Genomic DNA, 17,656 nt, shown 5'->3' with positions numbered 1-17,656 from the left:
ATGAAAATGGTCTTGCTCAGCGCCTTGTGCCTGGTGGGTCTGGTGTCCCCGGCCGCGGCCGCGTCACCCGAGCGCCTGCGGTGGGAACCCTGTCCGGTCGCCGGTAGTTCGGAAGCCCAGGAGTGCGCCACCCTGCGGGTTCCGCTGGACTACCGGAAACCACGCGGCGAACGGATCGACGTCCGCGTGTCGCGGATTCCGGCGAAGCGGCCGGAGGCCCGGCACGGGGTATTGCTGCTGATCCCCGGCGGTCCCGGCACCGCCGGGCTGAACCGTCCCTCCACATTGGACGTCCCGGCCGAGGTGCGCGACCGGTTCGACGTGGTCGGCTTCGACCCGCGCGGGGTCGGCCAGAGCACACCGATCAGCTGCGCGCTTTCCCCCGAGGACAACGGGAAAACGATACCGTGGCCGGACGCCGATGGCGGGATCGCGGCCAACGTCGCGCAGGGGAAGCGGATCGCCGAAGCCTGCGCGGACAACGGCGGCCCGCTGCTGCGCCACATCAACACCCCCAACGAGGTGCGTGACCTCGATCGGCTGCGGCAGGCGCTGGGGGAGCGGAAGCTGTCGTACTGGGGGCTTTCCTACGGGACCTACGTCGGCGCGGTCTACGCGACGATGTTCCCGCAGCACACCGATCGTGTGGTGCTGGACAGCAGCGGCGATCCGCGCCGGGTGGCCCGCGGCTGGCTGGCCAACTACCAGATCGGCGTCGAGGACCGGTTTCCCGACTTCGCCCGCTGGGCCACCGAGCCCGGCAACGAACTGAGCCTGGCCGACGATCCGGCAGCCATCCGGCCGATGTACCTCGACCTCGCGGCTCGCCTCGACCGTGCCCCACTGCCCGGGTTGACCGGCAACGGGCTGCGGGAAGCCGTGCTGCGCAACCTCTACACCGACGCGGGCTTCCCGATGATCGCCAAGCTGATGATCGCGGCGAGGGACGGCACGGCGGCCCCGTCGTTGCCGCAGCCGCCGGAGGAGGTGCTGCAGAACGTCAGCGCGGTGACCGTCACGACGATCTGCAACGACGTCGAGTGGCCGGGTTCGATCAAGATGCACGAACGTGCCGTCAAGGAAAGTCGAGAGCGTTTCCCGCTGACCGCGGGCATGCCCGCGAACATCACGCCGTGTTCGTTCTGGCCCTACGAGCCGGTCAAGCCGGTGCAGATCACCGACAACGGACCGTCGAACGTGTTGATGGTGCAGAACACGCGCGACCCGTCGACCCCGCTCGCCGGTGCGCGCGAGATGCGCCGGGCACTGGGTGACCGGGCACGCATGGTCACCGTGGACTCGGGTGGGCACGGCGCCTACCGGGCCCATGGCAACGCCTGCGGCGACGAGACGGTGACCCGCTACTTGCTCTCCGGGCGGCTGCCCGCCGACACCACCTGCCCAGCCTCGTCCGGGCAGTAGTACTCCGGCATCCGGGCTTCGGTGGTTTTGATGTAGTCACGCAGGGCCTGGCGAGTGCGATCGAGCGTCTCGATCTGCTCGTCCAGGCCCTGCAACCGGCCGTTCAGCAGGTCCAGCGTCTCCTGGCACGGCACCAGGTCGGGGCCGGTGCCCGACAGGCAGGGCTGGAGGTAGGCGATGGCCTGGGTGGACAGCCCGGCGTCGAGCAGCTTGCGGATCTGGAGCACGGTGAGCACGGCGTCCTCGCCGTATTCGCGGTAGCCGCTGGTGCTGCCGCGGTCCGGTTCGAGCAGGCCCTGGGACTCGTAGTACCGCAGCTGGTGTGCCCCGACGCCGGTGCGCCTGCTCAGCTCCCCGATCAGCACGGCGGTTCCTCCTTGACCTTCATACCGGTGTGAAGGTTCACCATAGCGCCATGACCAACTCCACGAACCCGGTGACCGTGCTCGGCCTCGGCTTGATGGGCCGGGCACTCGCGAGCGCCTTCCTGCGCGAAGGCCACCGCACGACCGTCTGGAACCGGACCGCCGCCAAGGCGGGCGAACTCGTCACCGAAGGCGCGACACCGGCCCCGTCCGTCCGCGACGCGGTGGCCGCCGGGCCGCTCGTGGTCGCCTGCGTATCCGACTACGACGCCCTGCGTGAACTGCTCGACCCGGTCGCCGACCTGCTCGAAGGCCGCGTGCTGGTCAACCTGACCTCGGGCACCTCGGCGGGCGCCCGCGAGACCGCGGCCTGGGCGGCCGGGCACGGCGCCGCCTATCTCGACGGCGCGATCCTGGCCGTGCCCGCCGCCATCGGCACGCCGGAGGCCGTCCTGCTCCACAGCGGTCCGCGGGAGGTCTTCGACCAGCACGAACCGGTGCTCCGCGCGCTCGGTTCGACCACCTATCTCGGCGCCGACCACGGCCTGTCCTCGCTGAACGACGTGGCCGTGCTCGGCCTGATGTGGAGCATTCTCAACGGTTTCCTCCAGGGAGCCGCGCTGCTCGGGGCCGCGGGCATGTCCGCGTCGGACTTCGCCGGACTGGCGAAGCGGCTCGCGCCCACCGTCGTCGACTGGCTCCCGGCCTACGCCGAGCAGATCGACAACGGCGCCTATCCCGCGTTCGACTCCACCATCGACACCCATCTCGGCGCGATGGACCACCTCGTGCACGAGAGCGAGGCGCTCGGCGTCAGCGCCGAACTGCCGAAGTTCGTCAAGGCGCTGGCCGATCGCGCGGTCGCGGCCGGCCGGGGCGGCGACGGATACGCTGCCGTGATCGAACAGTTCCGCAAGCCGTCGGAGGTGCAAGCTTGACCACGCCGTTCAATCCACGTGACCTGCTCGCCGCGAGCAACCTGGGAGTGCTCGCGACGATCAAGGCCGACGGGCGCCCGCAGCTCTCGCCGGTCACCACGTACTACGACCGCGAAGCCGAGGTCATCTACGTCTCGCTGACCGACGGGCGGGCCAAAACGAAGAACCTTCGCCGGGACCCGCGGGCCTCGCTGGAGGTCACCAGCGCCGACGGCTGGTCGTGGGCGACCGCCGACGGCACGGCCACGCTGATCGGCCCCGGCACCGATCCGCACGGCCCGGAGGTCGAGGCGCTGGTGGACTACTACCGGAAGGCCGCGGGCGAGCACCCGGACTGGGAGGAGTACCGCTCGGTGATGGTGTCCGACCGCCGGGTGCTGCTGAAGCTGGCGGTCGAACACGTCTACGGCGAGAAGGTGCGCTGACCGATGCCGCACATCGAACTCGATCCCCAGCTGCCCGGGATCCGCGCGTTGTTCGCTTACCGCCCCGAGACGGCGCAGCCGCTCGGCCTGCTGGCCGAAACCCTGCTGCGCGGTCCGAGCAGCCTGTCCGTCGGCGAGCGCGAGCTGATCGCGTCGGTGGTGTCGAAGGGCAACGACTGCACGTTCTGCTCGTCCAGCCACGGCGCGGCAGCCGCGGCCGCGCTCGGGGAAGACCTCGAAGTGGTCGCGGCGGCCTGGCACGACCTCGACCGGGCTCCGGTTTCGGCGAAGGTGAAGGCACTGCTGCGGGTCGCGCTCGCGGTGCGGGAGTCCGGCAAGGCGGTGACCCCGGAACTGGTCGAGGCAGCCCGAGCGGAAGGCGCGACCGACGCGGAGATCCACGACACCGTGCTCATCGCGGCGGCGTTCTGCATGTACAACCGCTACGTCGACGGCCTCGCCACGGTCGCGCCGCCGGAGCTGTCGGCGTACCGGGGTATGGGGGAGCAGCTGTACGAACAGGGCTACCTGCGTAGGTGATCCGGCGCGGGTGCGGTCGCAGGACCGCACCCGCGATCGGTCACATGGCCGCGGCGAGCCTGCCCGCCAGCAGGCGCATGAAGCGCGGCGGGTCGCTCAGTTCGCCGCCTTCGGCCAGTAGTGCCATGCCGTAGAGGATCTCGGCGGTTTCGGCCAGCGCCGGGTCGTCCTTGCGCTCCTCGTGCGCCTTGCGCAACCCGCTGACCAGCTCGTGGTCCGGGTTCAGCTCCAGGATCCGCTTGATCTGCGGCATCTCCTGGCCCATCGCCCGGTACATCTTCTCCAGCGTCGGCGAGACGTCGTTCGCGTCACCGACGATGCAGGCCGGCGAGGTGGTCAGCCGCGAGGACAGGCGGACCTCCTTGACCTGCTCCGAAAGCGTCTCGCCCATCCAGCCGAGCAGCCCGGCGAAGTCCTTCTGCTGCTCGTCGGCCTCCTTCTTCTCCTCGTCGGAGTCGAGATCGACCTGGCCCTTCGCGATGGACTGGAAGTTCTTGCCCTCGAAGCCGGTGACCGACTCGACCCACATCTCGTCGACCGCGTCGGTCAGCACCAGCACCTCGTAACCCTTGGCCTGGAACGCTTCCATGTGCGGCGAGTGCTCGATCATCGAGCGGGAGGCACCGGTCAGGTAGTAGATGTGCTCCTGGCCGTCCTTCATCCGCTCCACGTACTCGCGCAGCGTGGTCGGCTTCTCGGCGTCGTGGGTGGAGGCGAACGACGAGATCTCCAGCAGCGTCTCGCGGTTGTCGGCGTCGTTGACCAGGCCTTCCTTGACCGCCGGGCCGAACTCCTTCCAGAAGGTCGCGTACTTCTCCGGCTCGGTGCTCTGCATGGCCTTGACCGTGCTGAGCACCTTCTTCACCAGCCGGCGGCGCATCAGCTGGATCTGGCGGTCCTGCTGGAGGATCTCGCGGGAGACGTTGAGCGAGAGGTCCTGCGCGTCCACCACACCCTTGACGAACCGCAGGTACTCCGGCATCAGCGCTTCGCAGTCGTCCATGATGAACACGCGCTTGACGTAGAGCTGCACTCCGCGCTTGCTGTCCCGCATGTACAGGTCGAGCGGCGCGTGCGACGGGATGAACAGCAGCGCCTGGTACTCGAAGGTGCCCTCGGCGCGCAGCTGGATGGTCTCCAGCGGGTCGGTCCAGTCGTGGCTGATGTGCTTGTAGAACTCGTGGTACTCCTGCTCGGTGGCGTCGTCCTTCGACCGCGCCCAGAGCGCCTTCATCGAGTTGACCGTCTCGTCCCCGAGGCGGACCGGCCAGGTGATGAAGTCCGAGTACCGCTGGACGATCTCCTTGAGCTTCCAGTCGGCGGTGTAGTCGTAGAGGTGGTCGTCGGCGTCTTCCGGCTTGAGGTGCAGGGTGACCGCCGTGCCGACGGGGGCGTCCTCGACCTCGTCGATGGTGTAGGTGCCCTCGCCGGTGGACTCCCAGCGGGTGCCCTGGCTCTCGCCTGCCCGCCGGGTCACCAGGGTGACCTTGTCGGCCACCATGAAGCTGGAGTAGAAGCCGACGCCGAACTGGCCGATCAGATCGGCCGACGCGGTCGAGTCCTTGGTCTCCTTGAGCTTGCGCAGCAGCTCCGCGGTACCCGACTTGGCGATCGTGCCGATCAGGTCGATCACGTCGTCACGGGACATGCCGATGCCGTTGTCGCGCACGGTCAGCGTCCGCGCCTCGGCGTCGGCCTCCAGCTGGATGTGCAGATCGGCTGTGTCCGCGTCCAGGTCCTTGTTGCGGTACGCCTCGAGCTTCAGCTTGTCGAGCGCGTCGGAGGCGTTGGAGATCAGCTCGCGCAGGAAGATGTCCTTGTTCGAGTACAGCGAGTGGACCATCAACTGCAGCAGCTGGCGCGATTCGGCCTGGAACTCGAGCGTTTCCACCGGATTCCTTTCGGGCTCACCAGGTTGGACTTGGAGCCCTCATTATCCCGTGTGCTCAACCAGCTTTTCGCGCAGGGCGGGCAGCAGCTCGCGCTCGGCGAAGCCGAAGAAGCCGTCCTGGTGCTCGCCGCCGATCTGCACCAGCGCCACGTCGGTGAACCCGGCGTCGGCGAAGCCCTTGACCGCCTCCACGATGGGCTCGGCGTCGGGCCCGCAGGGGATCGACGCGGCGACGTCGTCCTGGGTGACGAACTGGGTGGCACCGGCGAAGGCGGCGGTCCCCGGCAGCTCGGCGTTGACCTTCCAGCCGCCGCCGAACCAGCGGAACTGCTCGTGGGCGCGCTCGATCGCGGCACCGCGGTCGGGGTCCCAGCAGATCGGGAGCTGGCCGACCTTGCGAGCGGTCCGGCCCGCGTGCTCGTCCCACGAGCGGCACAGCTCGGCCTTCGGCTCGACCGCGATCAGCGTGTCCGACTTGGGGGCGAACGCGGCGATCGACTGCTCACCGGACACCGCGACACCGAGCCCCGGCCTGGTCTCGGGCAGGTCCCACAGCTTGGCGGAGTCGACGCGGTAGTGCTTGCCCGCGTAGTTGAAGTAACCGCCGTCGAACAGCCCGTTGATGATGTCGATGGCTTCACCGAGCATCTCGTGGCGGACGTTGACCGGAGGCCAGCCCTGGCCGACGACGTGCTCGTTGAGGTTCTCGCCCGCGCCGAGGCCGAGGGTGAACCGGCCGTCGGCCAGCAGCTGCGTGGTCGCCGCCTTCTGCGCCACCACGGCCGGGTGGTAACGCAGGATCGGGCAGGTCACGTAGGTCATCAGCTCGACGCGTTCGGTGGACTGGGTGACCGCGCCCAGCACGCTCCAGGCGTAGGGCGCGTGCCCCTGCTCGTCGAGCCACGGTGAGTAGTGGTCGCTCATCACCTCGAAGTCGAATCCGGCCCGCTCGGCCTCGCCGGCGAAGCGCACGAGATCCTTGGGCCCTGCCTGCTCGGTCATCAACGTGTACCCGAATCGCATGATCCCGGCGTTCCCGTTCGGCGAGGCGTGAAACCTCGCACCTTTCGTTCACCTGTCGTTCATGCTCAGTTCAGTGACCGGGGTAACCGCTTCGGGTGACCACCATGGATGATCTGCACGGAGAACAGTTGTCGGAGCAGCTGCGCGCGCTGGAGGAACGGCTCGCGCGGGACTACGCGGACGTCCCGCCGCGCACCGTCCACCGATGTGTGGAGCAGGAGGTCGGCCGGTTCGCCGGCGCCAGGGTGCTGAGCTTCATCCCGGTGCTGGTCGAGCGCGCGGTCCGGCCGAAGCTGGAACGGGGTTTCGTTGGCACGTAGGCTCATCCTGGACGTCGACACCGGTACCGACGACGCCGTGGCGATCATGCACGCCGCGCTGCACCCGGACCTGGAGCTGGTCGGGATCACCACGGTGAACGGCAACGTCGGGCTCGCGCACACCACGGACAACACGCTGCGGGTGCTCGACGTGATCGGGCGTTCGGACGTCCCGGTCCACCCGGGCCTGGCGCACCCGATCGCCCGCCGCGGCTTTCCCGGGCAGAAGCACTACGAGCGCGACACCGACCGCGACATGCACGGCACGTCGCTTCCGCTGCCCGAAGCGCGGTCGAAGGCACGCGACGTCACGGCGGTGGAGTACCTGCTCGAAACGCTGCGGTCGGCGACCTCGCAGCTGACGCTGGTGCCGGTCGGCCCGCTGAGCAACATCGCCACCGTGCTGGCGATCGACCCGTCCGTGGTGGACGCGGTGGACGAGCTGGTGGTCATGGGTGGCGCGCACGCCTACGGGAACGTGACCCCGTCGGCCGAGTTCAACGTGTGGGCCGATCCGGAGGCCGCGGCCGTGGTGTTCGCCGCGGGCTTCGAGCGGCTGACCCTGGTCCCGCTGGACGCCACGCACCAGGCGCTGATCACCCGTGGTGACTGCGAGGCACTGGCCGCGCTCGGCACCCCCGCGGGCGCCGCGGCGGCCGACCTGATCACACGGCGCATCGACGCCTACCGTGCCGGTGGCGGTGTTTCGGCCGAGGACGCGGCCCCGGTGCACGACGCGGTGTGCACCGCTTACCTGGTGCGGCCCGACATCATCACCACCCGGCACCTGCACGTCGACGTCGAAACCGACGGCCCCCTCACCGTCGGCCGCACCGTCATCGACACGCGCCCGAACGCCACCGGCACGCCGAACGCCCACGTCGCCTTCACCGCCGACCCGGCCATTCTGGTCGACACCCTGACAAAAACCTTCGCTTAGGTGCTCAGGCCGTACGCGCGTTCTGCTCGGGCCATGGCGATTTCGGTGAGTTTCGACCGGTTCACGTGGTCCGAGCCGAAGGCGCCGACGGCCGGGTCCAGGTAGCGGTCCAGGCCGGTGGCCGCCAGGGTGAGCACTGCGCTCGACCGCAGTTTTGTGGTGATGAACGCCCGCTGAGGAGTGCTCCGGCGCAGCCGCGCGAAGGCGTCCGGGCACGGGCGCGGCAGCAGCCATGGGCGCCGCTTCGCCAGTGCGCGGTACGCGGTGGCCAGCGCGGGCAGGTACGTCGGCAGCGCCCGGCGGGCGCCGATGCGGGCGAAACCGTTCTGGCACAACAGGTCCACCGCGAACAGCGGATCCGTCTGGTCCAGCATCGGCGGTTCGTGCACCGGGCGCTTGCCGGTCACCCTGGCGAAAGCGACCCGGTGCGCCTCCCGGTCCAGCCGCCGCGAAGGCAGCAGGACCAGGTCGAGGTCCCAGACCACCACGCCGGGATCCGGACCGGGCTCCCGCGAGGTGAGCACCGGCGAAGTCCACTCCAGCGGCAGATCGCTGACGTACGCGGTGGTCACCGGCATGGCAGGCCTCCCGGTGAGTTGACCGCCCGCCGAACCTGGTCCAGGTGTTCCAGCGAAGCCAGCGTCTGCCGGTCCGGCACGCCGAAGTCGATCAGGCTGGCGACCTCGTCCACGCCGACCTCGTACAGGTTCCGCACGAAGTCAGCGCACCGGGCGACCGAGCCGAACAGCGCAGACGACCGGAAGTACCGCTCGAAGGCGTGGTCGAGCAGGTTGCCCTGCTTGGCGTCGTCGAGTTCCGGCCACTTGCTGCGCCAAAGGTCCACAGAGGACTCGAGATAACCGAGGAACGGCTCGCGGATCACCTCGCGCACGGCGTCGTCGGTCTCACCGACGAAGGTGTGCAGCATGACCGTCACCGTGCCCGCGTCCGGGTCGAATCCCGCGGCGGCCCGTGCCTCGCGGTAGGCCTCGATCCGCGGCACCAGGTCGTCGACCTCCTGGAACAGCAACGCGGTGAGCACGTTGAGCCCGCGCGTCCCCGCTTCGGCGAAGTTGGCCGGGTTCGACGAGCAGGTCAGCCACAGGTTCAGGTCGGGCTGCACGGCACGCGGGTACGTGGTGATCTCCACCTCCGCGCCCTCGCCGTTGACCCTGGTCACCGGCTTGCCCGCCCACAGGTCGCGCAGTGTGTCCAGGTGCCCGAAAACGCAGTCGCGCCGTCCGGCGTACCGGTCCGGGGCGAGCGCGAAGTCGTTGGCGTTCCAGCCGGTGGCCAGCGCCAGGTCCACCCGGCCGCGGGACAGGTTGTCCACGAAGGACCAGTCCTCGGCCACGGTCAGCGGGTCGTGCAGCGGCAGCACCACGCTCCCGGCGCGCAACCGGACCCGGCTGGTCGACACGGCCAGTGCCGTGGCGGCCAGCGCCGGATTCGGGTACGCGCCGCCGAACGGGTGGAAGTGCCGCTCCGGCAACCACAACGCGGTGAACTCGTGCTCGTCGGCGAAGCGCGCCGAATCGAGCAGCAGGTCGTACTCCTTCGGCGGATCGGTCACTTCGCGGTTGGCGAAGTAGAGCAGGCTGAAGTCCATCCCCACCTCATCTGGTTCCGGCGCCGGCCAGGCCGCCCTTGAGCGCCAGTGCCACCGCCTGGGTCCGGTTGGCGCAGTTCAGCTTCACCAGCATGCTGGCCATCACGCGCTTGACCGCGTGGTCGGAGATGGCCAGCCCGCGGGCGATCTGCTTGTTGCTCATGCCTTCCACGAGCAGCGAAAGCGCCTGCAGCTCGCGGCGGGTCAGCCGGGAGCGGTATTCCCGGCGCGGCGGCGGCGCGGTGGTTTCCGCGCGCCCGGCCCGGTGCAGCAGTTCGCGGGCCATCGCCGAGGGCATCGGCACCTGGTCCACCAGCAGCCGGTGCAAGGTGTCTTCGAGCACCGGCACGGTCAGTTCCTCTTCGACGAGGTAGCCGTCACCGGGCAGTTGCGCGATGGCCGACAGTTCGGCCTCACCGGGATCGCGCATCAGCAACAGGATCTTGGTGTGCGCGTGGCGCGCCCGCTCCAGCAGCGGTGGCAGGCCGGGGTCCTGCCCCAGTCCGGCCACCAGCACGTCGGGCCGGTGCGCCCCGATCAGCCTTCCCGCTTCGTCGAAGCCGGTGCAGCTCAGCACATCACGGACGTTGGCGATGGAATGCAGCATCGCCTCGATCCCTCGCCGCACCACCTCGTTCTGCCCCACGACGAGAATGCGGATGTCCACGCCAGCCCCAGCGATGACCGAAATGCTCTTCGAGCTCTCCTGATTCATCGGATTCACCCATTCACAACGCCTGCCCCCAATGCAGGATCGATTACATTCGTACCCCCGAAGTTATGAGAAATTACCTCTGTTCTCCGGCATGGGGCTGTGCTAAGCGGTAATCGAACGCTGACTCTTCGTTGTAGAACGCTGTGCAGGAATGGGTGAAAAGGGGCGAAATGGGTCAGCTCATCGCGCGGCGCTGGAACTTGCGCACGGCGATCGGCGCGCAGATCGCGACGAGCACCACGCACCAGGCGAAGGCGCCCCAGCCGCGCCAGCCGAGCGGCTCGTCCAGCAGGAACCCGCGGACCGCGTCGACGATCACGGTGATCGGCTGGTAGTCGGCGAAGACCCGCAGCCCGGCGGGCATCGACTCGGTCGGCACGAAGGCGCTGCTGGCGAAGGTCAGCGGCAGCAGCCAGATGTAGTTCGCCGACTGCGCGCCCTCGGCGTTGCGCACCATCAGCCCGATGGTCGAGGACACCCAGGAGAAGGTGAGGCTGACCAGCAGGAGCAGCGCGATCGCGGCGACCCAGCCACCGACGCCCGCGGTCGGCCGGAAGCCGACCACCAGCCCGATCAGCACGCCGGTGACGATGATGATCGAGTTGCGCACCACGTCGGCGAGGATCCGGCCGGTGAGCACCGCCGACGGCGCCATCGGCAGCGAGCGGAAGCGGTTGACCAGCCCGCGGCTCATGTCCTCGGCCAGCCCGACACCGGAGTTGACCGCGCCGAACGCGACGGTCTGCACGAAGATCCCGGCCATCAGGAAGTCCGGATAGGTCATGCCGGGCGTGCCGATCGCGCCGCCGAAGACGTAGCGGAACAGCAGCACGAAGATGATCGGGTTGACCGTGGCGAAGATCAGCTGGTCGGGGATGCGGGGGATGTGGCGCAGGCTGCGCTTGGTCAGCACCAGGGTGTCGGTGATCGCCCATTGCAGCCGGCCACGCTGGAGCGGGCGGACGGGGGCGAGGGATTCGGCCGTGGTCACGGTGTTCTCCTCAGGCTTGCTGCGGTTCGGCGGGGACGGTGTTCTTGCCGGTCAGGGTCAGGAAGACCTCGTCGAGCGTCGGCTCGCGCAGGCGCACGTCCTCGACCCCGATCTCCAGGTCGTCGAGTTCGCGGATCACCTTCGCCAGCAGGCGCGGCTCCTTGATCGCGGGCACGGTGATCACCCCGGTCTCGGCGTTCAGCTCGGCGGAGGCGGTGCTGAACCGTTCGAGCGCTTCGAGCGCGACGGTCGCCTTGGCCTCGGCCGCCAGGTGCACCTCCAGCCGTGCGCCGCCGACCTGGGTCTTCAGCGAATCCGGGGTGCCCTGCGCGACCACCGTGCCGCCGTCGATCACCACGATGTCGTCGGCCAGCTCCTCGGCCTCCTCCAGGTACTGCGTGGTCAGCAGCAGCGAGGTGCCGCCGGCGACCAGTTCGCGGACCATCTGCCAGACGGTCTGCCTGCTGTGCGGGTCGAGTCCGGTGGTCGGTTCGTCGAGGATCAGCAGCGCCGGGTTGACGATCAGGCTGGCGGCCAGGTCCAGGCGCCGCCGCATACCGCCGGAGTAGGTCTTGACCAGGCGCTTCCCGGCTTCGACCAGTTCGAACCTGGCGAGCAGCTCGTTCGCCCGGCGGCGCGCGTCGGCGCCGCTGAGGTGGTAGAGCTGCCCGATCATTTCGAGGTTCTCGTAGCCGGTGAGGTACTCGTCGAGCGCGGTGTACTGCCCGGTGAGGCCGATTTCGGAACGCAGCGCCCTCGCGTCGCGTACCACGTCCTTGCCCAGCACGGTCACCGTGCCGCGGTCGAACGGGAGCAGCGTGGAGATGATCTGCACGGTGGTCGTCTTGCCGGCGCCGTTCGGCCCGAGCAGGCCGAGCACGGTGCCGCGGCGGGCGGAGAAACTCAGCCCGTTGACCGCCTCGACGTCGCCGTAGCGCTTGTGCAGGCCGTCGACCACCAGCGCGGGTGTCTGGTCGGACATGGCGTTCCCCTTCGTGGCCAAGTTCATTGTGAACTAGTAGATAGTGAGGAAGTACACTAATATCGGGAGTATGTCCGCACCTGCTTCCGGTCGTCAACCCGGCACGGAGAGTGATCAGATCCCGGCCAGGGACATCGTCGCGATCCTGTTCGACACCTCGCGCCGGTTGTGCCTGCAGTCCGATCGCCTGCTCGGCGCCACCATCGGGCTGTCGGAGGCGCGGGCCCGCCTGCTGGTCACGGTCAGTGAACTCGAGCCCGCGCGCATGGGCAGGCTGGCCAGTGATCTAGGGGTCAGCCCAAGGTCGGTGACCAGCATGGTCGACGCGCTCGAGCGCGACGGGCTGATCACCAGGGAGCCCGACCCCGAGGACCGGCGCGCCACCCTGCTGCGGCTCACCGCGGACAGCCGTGCCCGGATGTCGCGGCTGTTCGACGCCCAGCACCAGCTCGCCGAGGATCTGCTCGCCCCGCTCGGCGAGGACGACCGGGCGAACCTGCACCGGATGCTCAGCGTGCTCTGGCACAGCGCCGGTCCGGATGGGGCGCCCCGATCGGGGCGCCCCGGCGAGGTGACCGGTTGAGCCGATTGGGGCGCGCCTTCGCATCTCTCGGTTCCCTCGTCGGGCGCCATAACATCGGCCGCATCGACACGAGGAACGCCGCGGTGGCGGAAGATCCGGTCAAGGCCCGCCGGCGGCGTCGTCCTCCGGCGGAAGGCGAATCCGATGACCACAGTGCGTTCCGAGCCAGTGACGGCCGAACCGGCGGTCCCGATCCCCGTTCCCGACGCGCCGTCGAGCCGGCCGAGTTCGGCCTATCTGGCGCTGGGGTACCTCTGCTTCTCGACCACCCTGTTCATCCTGGCGGTGTTCCACGCGGGGCTGGTTTCGTTCAACTTCATCGTGGCGGTGTTCCCGACGGCGATCTTCTTCGGTGGGGTGGCGCAGTTCATCGCCGGTATCTGGGCGTATTCACAGCGTAACTTCTTCGCCGCGGTCACCTTCACCTCGTTCGCCGCGTTCTGGCTGAGCTACTCGCTCTACACCTGGCTGTTCCTGCCGCAACTGGTGGCGAACTTTGGTAATTCTGTTACTGCCGCCACCGGTAGTTTCACCTTGGCGTGGGGAATGGTGGCGCTGTTCACCACCGTCGCCGCGCGGCGGGTGAACCGCGCGGTGTTCGGACTGCTTTCGCTGACCACGCTGATGTTCTTGTTCATCACCATCGGCCAGTACGCGGTGGCACCGCCGGTCGACCTGGTGGGCGGGGTGTTCGCGCTGGCCGCGGCGGTGCTGGGGTTGTACGTGGGAGCCGCCTACCTGATCAACGGCAGCTACGGCCGGGTCGTGCTGCCGCTGGGTGAACCACGCTCGTAGCACCGCGAACAAAACCGGACAAACTGGGGACAGGGGCCGCGCCATGCCGTTTTCCACCGTCGGAAGCAGAACGGAAACCGTCGTCGAGGCCGTTCGGGTGGCGGCGGCCGCCACTCCGGGAAAACTCGCCTTCACTTTTCTGGAAAACGGTGAGACCGAAAGCGCGCGTTACGATTTCGCCGGTCTCGACGCCGCGGCCCGCCGGGTGGCCGCCCGGCTGCAGGCCGACGGCCTGGCCGGCGGGCGCGTGCTGCTGGCGATCAATCCCGGCCCGGACTACGTGGCCGCGTTCTTCGGCTGCCTCTACGCCGGGGCCACCGCGGTTCCGTGTTACCCGCCGCGGCAGCACGGCAAGTCGCGGGAGCTGGCCGCGATCGCGGTGGACTCCGGTGCCGGCGCGGTGCTGACCGCTGGCGGCATGGCGGCCACCGTCGCCGAGCGGTTCGCCGAAACCGTGGAGGACAGCCACTTCCCGGTTCTCGACGTGGACACTGTGGACGATGCGCTGACCGGGTCCTGGACCCCGCCGGAGATCGACGGGGACGACCTCGCCTTCCTGCAGTACACCTCGGGGTCCACCGGCGCGCCCAAGGGCGTGATGGTGCGGCACCGCGACATCGTGCGGCACGTCGGGTACATGCACCGGCGGTTCGAGCTGACCCCGGACAGCACCGCGGTGTCCTGGCTGCCGCCGTTCCACGACATGGGCCTGATCGCGGGCATCCTGATGCCCGCGGTGATGGGCTACCACGCGGTGCTGATGACCCCGCGCGACTTCGTCACCCGTCCCGCGCGGTGGCTGGAGGCGATCAGCCAGTACCGCGGTGAGTGGGTGGCCGCGCCGAACTTCGCCTACGACCTCTGCGTCGAGCGGGTCACCGACGAGGAACTGTCCGCTTTGGACCTGTCGAGCTGGCGCCAGGCCTGCAACGGCGCGGAACCGGTGCGGGCGGAGACCATCGAGCGCTTCACCGAGCGGTTCGGCCAGCGGGGCTTCCGGCCCGGGACCTTCCGGCCGTGCTATGGCCTCGCCGAGGTGACGCTGGCCGCCACGATACCGCTGTCCGGCAGCCGCCCGGTGATCATCGACCGCACCTGGGACAGCGACGAGCAGGGGAAACGGCTGGTCGGCTGCGGGGTGCCGCTGGACGACCACGAACTGGTCATCGTCGACCCGGAAACCTCCGAGCGGCGTGAAGACGGCACGCTCGGCGAGATCTGGGTGAGCGGGCCGAGCATTCCCGCCGGCTACTGGAACCGCGAGGAGGAAACCGAGCGGACCTTCCGCGCGACCCTGCCCGGCGGCGACGCGCACTACCTGCGCACCGGCGACATGGGCCTGGTGCAGGACGGCGAACTGTACGTGGCGGGCCGGTACAAGGACCTGATCATCATCCGTGGCCGCAACTACGCGCCGTCGGACATCGAGCACCTGGTCGGCCCGTGTCATCCGCGCAACCGCGCCAGCGGGACGGCGGCGTTCTCGGTCACCGAGGGCACCGAAAACGCGGTGGAACGCCTCGTGGTGGTGCAGGAGGTCCGCACCCGGCGCGAAAGCGACTTCGAGGCGATCATCGAGGCGATCCGCAAGCGCGTGCTGGAGGAACTGGAGATCACCGTCGACGTGGTGGTGCTGACCAAGCCGACCGCACTGCCGAAGACCACCAGCGGCAAGATCCAGCGCCGTGCCTGCCGGGCGCGGTTCCTCGCGGGCAGCCTGGAGGCCCTGCACGTGTGGCGGGCCGCCACGGGTGAGCGCGCGGCCGGTCCGGTCGAACTCGAGGACGGCTGGTCCGGTACCGCCGAGGCGATGGAGATCCTGCTCGCGGAGAACGTCGGGCGGGTGATCGGGGCCGATGTCGCGGCGATCGACCGCGCCCAGCCGTTCAGCACGCAGGGCCTGGATTCGGTGCGCGGTGCGGAGTTCACCGGCAATCTCTCGGTGCTGCTCGGGGTTCCCGTGCCCGCCGCGGCGCTCTACGAATATCCCTCCATTCGCGACCTCGCCCGGCACCTGGTCGAACAACGAGCGGTGGGCGAGGGGACCGGGGACGGCCGGTGACCGCGCCGGTCGCGGTGGCCGGAATGGCCTGCCGCCTCCCCGGGGCATCCGGTCCGGACGAGTTCTGGCGGCTGATCACCGACGGCCGCAGCGAAGTCGGTGAGGTGCCACCAGGACGCTGGGACGTGGAAGCGACCTACGACCCGCAGCCCGGTCTGCGCGGAAAGACCTGTTCGCGCTGGGGCGGCCTGCTGTCCGATGTGGACCGGTTCGACGCCGACCTGTTCGGGATCACCCCGCGCGAGGTGGAGCGCCTGGACCCGCAGCAGCGGCTGGTGCTGGAGGTCGCCTGGGAGGCGCTGGAGGACGCGGCACTGATCCCCGCGGACCTGGCCGGGAGCCGGACCGGGGTGTTCATCGGCGCCGGGAACAGCGACTTCGCCAGGATGCTGCTGCAAGATCCGTCCGAAGTGGACATCTATTCGCTGGTCGGCGGCGGGCTGAGCCTGCTGGCGAACCGGCTGTCGTACACGCTGGACCTGCGCGGCCCGAGCGTGGTGGTGGACACCGCCTGTTCCGGTTCGCTGGTCGCGGTGCACCAGGCGATGCGCAGCCTGCGCGACGGCGAATGCGACCTGGCCATCGCGGGCGGGGTGAACCTGTGCCTTTCCCCGGAGGTGGACATCGCGAACTCGCACGCCCGGCTGCTTTCGCCGACCGGCGGCAGCAAGGTCTTCGACGAGTCGGCCGACGGGTTTGTGCGCAGCGAGGGTTGTGCTCTGGTGGTGCTGCGCCGTGGTGACGAACCGGGGCCGGTGCACGCGGTGCTCAAGGGATCCGCGATGGCGGGCTCGGGGCGGGGCAACGGACTTGGCGCACCCAGTGCGGCCGGGCAGGAGGAGGTCGTCCGGCTCGCGTTGCGCAACGCGAAGGTCGAACCCGGCGAGATCGGTTACGTCGAAACGCACACCACCGGCACGGCGATCGGTGACGCGGTGGAGGTCGGCTCGCTGTCCCGCGTTTTCGGCGGTGACCGAGAGACGCCGCTGAGGTTGGGATCGGTCAAGGCGGGCATCGGGCACCTGGAAGCGGCATCGGGTGTGGTCTCGCTGATCAAGACGATCCTCGTGCTGCGGCACGGCTGGATCCCGCCGGTGGCGGTGGAGCGGTTGAGTCCGCAGATCCGCCTGGGTGCCGGGGTGGAGATCCCGGCCGAACCGTGCACTTGGCACGGTCCGCGGGTGGCGGGCATCAACTCGTTCGGCTACGGCGGCAACAACGTGCACCTGGTGGTCGGCGAAGCGTCGAGCGTGCCGGCCGAACCTCCCGAAGGCCCGGAGGTGCTGGTCCTGTCGGCACGTTCACCGGCATCGCTGACCGAACTCGTCGGCCGCTACACCGACTTCCTGCTGGAACACAAGGAAGTGCCGCTGGCCGACATCGCCCACACCGCGCGAACCGCCCGGACGCACTACGAGCACCGGCTTTTCGCGGTCGGTTCCACCCATGAGGAACTGGCCCGGAGTCTCGCCGACGCCGAACCCTTTGTCGCCGGCAAGCCGGTGATCGCTTTCGAGTTCGCCGACGACAAGGCGGACGGCGAGTGGTTCGACGCCCTGTGCGAACGAATTCCCGCGCTGGCCCTGATCGTCGAAGATCTCGACGGCACGATCGACGCACCCGGCTTCGTGCCGCAGTACGCGCTGGCGACGCTTCTGGCGGAGTGGGGTGTCTGCCCGGATCTGGTCATCGGGCACGGTTCGGGCGAGGTCGCCGCCGCCTGCGTCGCGGGCGCGAGCAATCCTTACGAGTTCGACGGGGAGTTCGGCGAGCCAGACACCCCGCTGCACCTCGGCGGTGAAGCGCCCGATCGTGACTTCACCATCCGATTCTGCGCCGACTTCACCGATGACGGCCTGCCGCGCCTGCTCGGCGGCCTGCACTGCCGTGGTTCCGAAGTGGACTGGGCGGCGATCGGCACCGAGCGGTCACTTACGCACCTGCCCAGCACCCCGTTCGAACACCACGAGCGGTGGCCGATCGGGGTGCACCGCCGGGCACCGGCCAAACCGGCCAAGGCGCACCCGCTGCTGCGCCGACGCTGAACCTGCACGC

The 17,656-nt window shown here is 69.3% G+C and carries 18 protein-coding genes; 10 read left to right on the top strand and 8 right to left on the bottom strand.

What is annotated here, in order from left to right; all coding sequences use genetic code 11:
• Entirely contained in the window at window positions 1–1,422 is a 1,422-nt protein-coding gene (locus tag YIM_RS39250) for an alpha/beta hydrolase (protein ID WP_153035188.1), read from the top strand.
• Here YIM_RS39250 and YIM_RS39245 read toward each other — a convergent pair.
• A complete protein-coding gene (locus tag YIM_RS39245; RefSeq protein WP_153035187.1) occupies window positions 1,362–1,787 on the bottom strand; it encodes a MerR family transcriptional regulator in 426 nt (141 codons plus the stop codon). The two genes, YIM_RS39250 and YIM_RS39245, sit on opposite strands and share 61 nt — an antisense overlap.
• Before the next feature lie 50 nt (window positions 1,788–1,837).
• Here YIM_RS39245 and YIM_RS39240 point away from each other — a divergent pair, with 50 nt between their 5' ends.
• From YIM_RS39240 to YIM_RS39230, 3 genes are read left to right on the top strand one after another with little or no spacing between them, the layout of a single operon-like run.
• A complete protein-coding gene (locus YIM_RS39240; RefSeq protein ID WP_153035186.1) occupies window positions 1,838–2,725 on the top strand; it encodes an NAD(P)-dependent oxidoreductase in 888 nt (295 codons plus the stop codon).
• Window positions 2,722–3,150, top strand: coding sequence for a PPOX class F420-dependent oxidoreductase (locus tag YIM_RS39235; RefSeq protein ID WP_153035185.1), 429 nt, complete (start codon window positions 2,722–2,724; stop codon window positions 3,148–3,150). The genes YIM_RS39240 and YIM_RS39235 overlap by 4 nt, the downstream gene beginning before the upstream one ends.
• A 3-nt stretch (window positions 3,151–3,153) precedes the next feature.
• Complete coding sequence (locus tag YIM_RS39230) at window positions 3,154–3,690, top strand: carboxymuconolactone decarboxylase family protein (RefSeq protein ID WP_153035184.1); 537 nt, start codon at window positions 3,154–3,156, stop codon at window positions 3,688–3,690.
• Window positions 3,691–3,730: 40 nt separating this feature from the next.
• Here the strand turns inward: YIM_RS39230 and htpG are convergent, their stop codons facing one another.
• Both htpG and YIM_RS39220 read right to left on the bottom strand, forming a co-directional pair.
• Window positions 3,731–5,581, bottom strand: a complete 1,851-nt coding sequence (htpG, locus tag YIM_RS39225; protein ID WP_228004303.1) for a molecular chaperone HtpG — start codon at window positions 5,579–5,581, stop codon at window positions 3,731–3,733.
• A 42-nt stretch (window positions 5,582–5,623) separates the two neighbouring features.
• The gene (locus tag YIM_RS39220) at window positions 5,624–6,604 is read right to left on the bottom strand and encodes an LLM class F420-dependent oxidoreductase (RefSeq protein WP_153035183.1); all 981 of its coding nucleotides are present in this window, start codon (window positions 6,602–6,604) and stop codon (window positions 5,624–5,626) included.
• Between the two features lie 104 nt (window positions 6,605–6,708).
• Here YIM_RS39220 and YIM_RS39215 point away from each other — a divergent pair, with 104 nt between their 5' ends.
• The gene (locus YIM_RS39215) at window positions 6,709–6,924 is read left to right on the top strand and encodes a three-helix bundle dimerization domain-containing protein (protein ID WP_228004302.1); all 216 of its coding nucleotides are present in this window, start codon (window positions 6,709–6,711) and stop codon (window positions 6,922–6,924) included.
• Window positions 6,914–7,864, top strand: a complete 951-nt coding sequence (locus tag YIM_RS39210; RefSeq protein WP_153035181.1) for a nucleoside hydrolase — start codon at window positions 6,914–6,916, stop codon at window positions 7,862–7,864. The genes YIM_RS39215 and YIM_RS39210 overlap by 11 nt, the downstream gene beginning before the upstream one ends.
• Here YIM_RS39210 and YIM_RS39205 read toward each other — a convergent pair.
• The 5 genes from YIM_RS39205 to YIM_RS39185 form a co-directional block, all read right to left on the bottom strand.
• Window positions 7,861–8,442 (bottom strand): hypothetical protein, encoded by a 582-nt coding sequence (locus YIM_RS39205; RefSeq protein ID WP_153035180.1) that lies wholly within the window; start codon window positions 8,440–8,442, stop codon window positions 7,861–7,863. The two genes, YIM_RS39210 and YIM_RS39205, sit on opposite strands and share 4 nt — an antisense overlap.
• The gene (locus tag YIM_RS39200; protein ID WP_153035179.1) at window positions 8,433–9,473 is read right to left on the bottom strand and encodes a MupA/Atu3671 family FMN-dependent luciferase-like monooxygenase; all 1,041 of its coding nucleotides are present in this window, start codon (window positions 9,471–9,473) and stop codon (window positions 8,433–8,435) included. Before YIM_RS39200 ends, YIM_RS39205 begins: the two co-directional genes overlap by 10 nt.
• Window positions 9,474–9,480: 7 nt before the next feature.
• On the bottom strand, window positions 9,481–10,188 hold the full coding sequence (locus YIM_RS39195; protein WP_153035178.1) for a response regulator transcription factor: 708 nt from the start codon (window positions 10,186–10,188) through the stop codon (window positions 9,481–9,483).
• A gap of 175 nt (window positions 10,189–10,363) precedes the next feature.
• Entirely contained in the window at window positions 10,364–11,179 is an 816-nt protein-coding gene (locus tag YIM_RS39190) for an ABC transporter permease (protein WP_228004301.1), read from the bottom strand.
• A gap of 10 nt (window positions 11,180–11,189) precedes the next feature.
• Window positions 11,190–12,161, bottom strand: a complete 972-nt coding sequence (locus tag YIM_RS39185) for an ATP-binding cassette domain-containing protein (RefSeq protein WP_153035177.1) — start codon at window positions 12,159–12,161, stop codon at window positions 11,190–11,192.
• Window positions 12,162–12,231: 70 nt separating this feature from the next.
• On the opposite strand from YIM_RS39185, the gene YIM_RS39180 reads away from it, so the two are divergent.
• The 4 genes from YIM_RS39180 to YIM_RS39165 all read left to right on the top strand — a co-directional run bounded on the left by YIM_RS39180 (window position 12,232) and on the right by YIM_RS39165 (window position 17,646).
• Window positions 12,232–12,744, top strand: coding sequence for a MarR family winged helix-turn-helix transcriptional regulator (locus YIM_RS39180; RefSeq protein WP_153035176.1), 513 nt, complete (start codon window positions 12,232–12,234; stop codon window positions 12,742–12,744).
• 144 nt (window positions 12,745–12,888) lie between these two features.
• On the top strand, window positions 12,889–13,539 hold the full coding sequence (locus tag YIM_RS39175) for an acetate uptake transporter family protein (RefSeq protein ID WP_153035175.1): 651 nt from the start codon (window positions 12,889–12,891) through the stop codon (window positions 13,537–13,539).
• 43 nt (window positions 13,540–13,582) lie between these two features.
• Window positions 13,583–15,601, top strand: a complete 2,019-nt coding sequence (locus YIM_RS39170) for an AMP-binding protein (protein WP_153035174.1) — start codon at window positions 13,583–13,585, stop codon at window positions 15,599–15,601.
• Window positions 15,598–17,646 carry a type I polyketide synthase gene (locus YIM_RS39165; RefSeq protein ID WP_153035173.1) on the top strand — a complete coding sequence of 683 codons (2,049 nt, stop codon included), beginning with the start codon at window positions 15,598–15,600 and terminating at the stop codon, window positions 17,644–17,646. The genes YIM_RS39170 and YIM_RS39165 overlap by 4 nt, the downstream gene beginning before the upstream one ends.
• Window positions 17,647–17,656 lie beyond the last annotated feature (10 nt).

It is taken from the genome of Amycolatopsis sp. YIM 10, assembly GCF_009429145.1.
Lineage (GTDB): Bacteria > Actinomycetota > Actinomycetes > Mycobacteriales > Pseudonocardiaceae > Amycolatopsis.
Note: the sequence above shows the minus strand (reverse complement) of the source record. Positions and strands in the feature narration are given on the sequence as shown.

Excerpts from the sequence above, each read along its gene's own strand:
- YIM_RS39250 (WP_153035188.1), top strand. The coding sequence starts at position 1 with ATGAAAATGGTCTTGCTCAGCGCCTTGTGCCTGGTGGGTCTGGTGTCC.
- YIM_RS39240 (WP_153035186.1), top strand. The coding sequence starts at position 1,838 with ATGACCAACTCCACGAACCCGGTGACCGTGCTCGGCCTCGGCTTGATG.
- YIM_RS39230 (WP_153035184.1), top strand. The coding sequence starts at position 3,154 with ATGCCGCACATCGAACTCGATCCCCAGCTGCCCGGGATCCGCGCGTTG.
- YIM_RS39220 (WP_153035183.1), bottom strand. The coding sequence starts at position 6,604 with ATGCGATTCGGGTACACGTTGATGACCGAGCAGGCAGGGCCCAAGGAT.
- YIM_RS39215 (WP_228004302.1), top strand. The coding sequence starts at position 6,709 with ATGGATGATCTGCACGGAGAACAGTTGTCGGAGCAGCTGCGCGCGCTG.
- YIM_RS39205 (WP_153035180.1), bottom strand. The coding sequence starts at position 8,442 with ATGCCGGTGACCACCGCGTACGTCAGCGATCTGCCGCTGGAGTGGACT.
- YIM_RS39200 (WP_153035179.1), bottom strand. The coding sequence starts at position 9,473 with ATGGACTTCAGCCTGCTCTACTTCGCCAACCGCGAAGTGACCGATCCG.
- YIM_RS39195 (WP_153035178.1), bottom strand. The coding sequence starts at position 10,188 with ATGAATCAGGAGAGCTCGAAGAGCATTTCGGTCATCGCTGGGGCTGGC.
- YIM_RS39185 (WP_153035177.1), bottom strand. The coding sequence starts at position 12,161 with ATGTCCGACCAGACACCCGCGCTGGTGGTCGACGGCCTGCACAAGCGC.
- YIM_RS39180 (WP_153035176.1), top strand. The coding sequence starts at position 12,232 with ATGTCCGCACCTGCTTCCGGTCGTCAACCCGGCACGGAGAGTGATCAG.
- YIM_RS39175 (WP_153035175.1), top strand. The coding sequence starts at position 12,889 with ATGACCACAGTGCGTTCCGAGCCAGTGACGGCCGAACCGGCGGTCCCG.
- YIM_RS39170 (WP_153035174.1), top strand. The coding sequence starts at position 13,583 with ATGCCGTTTTCCACCGTCGGAAGCAGAACGGAAACCGTCGTCGAGGCC.